Annotated in this window: 3 protein-coding genes; 1 reads left to right on the forward strand and 2 read right to left on the reverse strand. The window is 41.9% G+C overall.

Features of this window, described 5'->3' with window-relative positions; translation table 11 throughout:
- Window positions 1–1,118 (forward strand): DUF4852 domain-containing protein (locus tag Q1V93_RS06815; protein WP_300663089.1); only part of this gene is annotated, 1,118 nt, incomplete at its 5' end.
- A gap of 203 nt (window positions 1,119–1,321) precedes the next feature.
- Here the strand turns inward: Q1V93_RS06815 and Q1V93_RS06820 are convergent.
- Together Q1V93_RS06820 and Q1V93_RS06825 are read right to left on the reverse strand one after the other, a co-directional pair.
- On the reverse strand, window positions 1,322–2,647 hold the full coding sequence (locus tag Q1V93_RS06820; RefSeq protein WP_300663091.1) for a hypothetical protein: 1,326 nt from the start codon (window positions 2,645–2,647) through the stop codon (window positions 1,322–1,324).
- A gap of 5 nt (window positions 2,648–2,652) precedes the next feature.
- A complete protein-coding gene (locus Q1V93_RS06825; protein WP_300663093.1) occupies window positions 2,653–3,960 on the reverse strand; it encodes an ATP-binding protein in 1,308 nt (435 codons plus the stop codon).
- Window positions 3,961–4,018: the final 58 nt, after the last annotated feature.

Consider the following 4,018-nt stretch of genomic DNA (forward strand, 5'->3'; position numbering starts at 1 on the left):
CCGAAATTCGGCATACGTCATTAATTCCCCTTATCTTTGGCACAACTTTTAGTGCTTCAATCACAAAACGAACCCTGAAATTCATGCGCCATTTTTTCCTTCTGATTATTCTTTTCACAGCTTTGATTCAATCTTCTTTTGCCCAGGAAGCAGAAAAACTGAAGAAATACCAATCGCCGCTTTCCAAACGGACTTACTCGAAAGGAGACACGATATTGGTTGGAGAAACGGCTAAAAACGTGTTTAGTGCGAAGCGGAAATACGCGGCAATCTTTGTCAAAGACAAAAAGAATGTGTGCGGATACCGGGAACTGGATTCCGTTATTGCCGGAACGTCATGCATCATTAAGAATATTTCATCTTTCCAGGAACATTGCACCTTCGAGTTCAAAAATACGGTGGTATTTGAGTTGCAGGGACCGAATAACCTAACGTTATTTATGCCGATCGATAAAGCGCTACAGGGAAAAGAAGTGATTGTTTTTACGAATCCCGGAAAAAATAAAGGAATTGAAGCTCTGGATGAACGAACCGTTTTCTTGCTGAACCTGGAACAAACAAAAGGAAGTTCGGCTGATAATGCCTTAAAATATTGTAAGATCGTTGATCCCGCAAAAGGAAAAGCATATGAACAAAACCTGAATCAATTCGAGAAGGAAAAGAAAGAGTGGATTCAAAAACTGGATGCTGCACGAAAAGTAACGCAGTTGAAAGACACGTTTCTGATTACAATGCCGGCCTTCCTAAGCAAATACGCGTTTGATAAAGGTGAGTTTCAGATTGTAGATAATCCAACGGTTTATGGTTCCAAAGCGCTGAAATACTCCGGAGATAACAAAGTGCTGTTCGATAATTACAAGAGTTTTACAACGCTCAGATCACCGAAAGAAAATGCAGATTTCTTTCAGAATGTGAATACGGCGGATTACAACGGAAACAGGAAAGCATATGCGCAGATCAAAGCTATTTGTACTTCCATTACCAAAGAACCTGTTCCGGGAGGAGCAACGGCAGACAATCCCGGAAACAATATTTTCCATTTCACGATCCTGGAAATTTCGATGGTGGATTCTGAAAACCTGAATTACAACTTTATCGGGTCGAAGAAATTGAAGTAATTAGAAGCCCTTTTCGTTCTTAGCTTCTTTGCATTCAATACTACGTCGATTTAATAAACACTATTTTGATAAGGTTCGATTGAGCCTACACTGAAGTCTATTAATTCTGCGAATCCGTATGGTTTGCCAAATGGCAAACAGGCAAATTTGCCAATTGAGGATCAATCGCTCAAAATTCCAATTTTCCGCAAAATCCACCTTCATTAAGGCAACCGCTTATTTCGCGTGAATTGCCGGATCAGCGGAAGAACCACCACCATCAAAATCGGCATCATGAGAATAAAAGTCGGATCTTCATCCGTAGAAATCTCCTCCGTTTCCGTGCACATGTTTTCAAAAATCACTCCGAAAAGGATGAGTAATTCGATACAGAAGATAACAGCCGAAGTCAGCACAATCCCCATGTTTGCATTCAGTAAATAAGAAAAAGGAGGATAGATAAAATAAAGCACAACGATTAAGATCATGAGAAAAAACATCGCACAGAAAAACCAGAAATAATACTCCCAGTCGTTTTCCGGAATATCCCCGAGAACAATTTTTCGGATGGAAGCTTTTGAAAAGGTCTCGATCGCTTCGGAATAGGGAAGCGTATCCTCCGGACTATATCGTGCTAAATAATAATGAGACTTGATCCAGGTGAACAGACCGATATCATCAAAATCTTTCTGGGTAAACCGCTCGGCTACCACAAAATAATCATATTCCACATTGATCGGATCCAGGAGAATCACTTCATTGGCCTCAATGCTTAAACTGTACAGAAAATCTTCTTCAACGACTGATTTGTTGTCCGGTTCCTGGAAAAACACCTTGATTTTCAGATTGGAAATCGCGGGATCTTTTGCCGCATTCAGAACCATTCTGACAGATTTGACAAATTGAGCCATGGCTCTTTTTTCCTTGAAATTAAAGTCGGGAAAATACAAGTCAATAGCATTGATTTTTTCATTGGTGGTCTGGATTTCCGAGAGCATGTCAAAAATGACTTTGGTGATGGCTTCCTGGTTATTCAAAAGACGATTAGTTCTGTTCACTCCGGTAAAGTGGAACAACAACGCTCTTTCTGCATGTAATGAATCAAGGAAATGGTCAAATGGGGTGTTTCCGGAAGTTTTGAACCAAAAGACGGAATCTCCTTCTGGGTTGATCTTCGTTAAGGTATATTTTGTGATAACGGTATTCTGCGACAAGCCTTTCGAAAAGCGGTTATTCCCGAAAAAATTAAAGTAAAGCTCTTTTCCTGAAGTCTTACTCAGCTGTCGTAAAATACTATCGAGCATCTCTTGGTTTTTGACCAGCTCATTCAGGTTGATTTTCCCGTTGTAATACTTCTTTAAAAAGGCATCGGCATTGGAAATATAAACCGTGTCGTGAATATAGATCGTGTCGAAATAAGGTTCGAAAAAGTAAGGTTCTTCCAAAGCCGGAACATCCCACGGAGCAATGTAGGTATTGCCGCGCTGGGTTTGTCCGGAAGTGTAAGCTACCAGCATGAAAAAAAGCACGATTTGTATAAGCTGTTTCATAAATTTCAATTGACCAGTTTTCCTTCTTTTTCCAATTCTTTCCGGATAGTGCTTTTAAGCAGTTCCAAACTCAGTTTCGGTGTTACTTTCGGGTCGAATAATTGCAAGGCGCAGGATTGAACAACATTCAGCATGCTTCCTCCCGAAAGTTTGATCATAGCAGCCTCCCGCAATAATTCATCAGATTCATCACTTAACCATTCCCTGGGAATCAGGCGCTGCCACAATTCATAACGCAATTGCTGATTCGGAACCGGGAAGTATAAAATGGATTGAAAGCGCCGGAAGAACGCTTCGTCCAGGTTATCCTTGATGTTTGTTGCCAGGATGACCATTCCCGGGAAATCTTCAATGCGTTGAAGCAGGTAAGCAACTTCCTGGTTTGCATGCCGGTCATTCGAATCGGAAGTTTCCGTCCGCTTTCCAAACAAAGCGTCTGCCTCATCGAAAAACAGGATCCAGTTCTGGTGTTCTGCACGGTCAAAAATCTTCGCCAGGTTCTTTTCCGTTTCACCAATGTATTTAGAAACCACCATCGACAAATCAATGCGGTAAACATCCATTCCGTGTTGCTTCCCAAGCAGGGAAGCCGTTAATGTTTTTCCTGTTCCGGGTGGACCGTGAAACAAACAGCGGTAGCCGCGTTTCAGGAACTTATCGAGATTCCATTGCTCGTTGATCGTTTGTCCGTGTTCCAGCCATTGAGTGATTTGCTCGATTTCCTCCGTCAGATTATAAGGAAGTACCAAATCTTCCCAATTCAGTTTGGTTTCCATTCTCCGCGCAGGAAAATCGCTGCTGTAATCCGGTCGGTAAGCTCCGTCGTAGAAAATTTTCACCAAAAACTCATCCGAAACACACAATTTCCCGCTCAAAAAAGGTTCTCCGGGTCCCTGACCTTCCAAACGCAGGATATTTTCTTTGTAATACCAATGTTCCTGACCAAATAAGTTCACCACTGTTTTGCGTTTTTCTTCCGAATTGAGCGCCAGCAGGAAAGCAGCGGTTTCGCCCGTTGGTAAAAAGCCGTTGTGTGAAGTTCCATTCCAACCTCCGAATTCGGTATAAGGGCGATCCAGGTTCTTGTTCAGAATGAAAAACAGGTCCAAACTCTGCGGACTCACATGAGGCATCAGAGCCAATAATAAAACCACCTGTTCCTCCCACAACAATTCTTTTCCCGTCCAGGCAGTCAATTCATTGTCGGCCGGAAATGGAATATCCTCCAATGACGCGTACTCGCTTTCCTGCCCGAAATAGAGTGCAAAAGCCGTATGAAGGAGTGTCTGAAAATATGAAATAACAGCTGTCATTTTTTAGTATTTTAGAGTATTAATCGGTATCGCTATCATCTTCCTGCCATTGTGAAAA

It is taken from the genome of Fluviicola sp. (assembly GCF_030151805.1).
GTDB lineage: Bacteria > Bacteroidota > Bacteroidia > Flavobacteriales_D > Crocinitomicaceae > Fluviicola.

Bases quoted from the DNA above. Each gene is read 5' to 3' on its own strand.
- Q1V93_RS06820 (WP_300663091.1), bottom strand. From the start codon at position 2,647: ATGAAACAGCTTATACAAATCGTGCTTTTTTTCATGCTGGTAGCTTAC.
- Q1V93_RS06825 (WP_300663093.1), bottom strand. From the start codon at position 3,960: ATGACAGCTGTTATTTCATATTTTCAGACACTCCTTCATACGGCTTTT.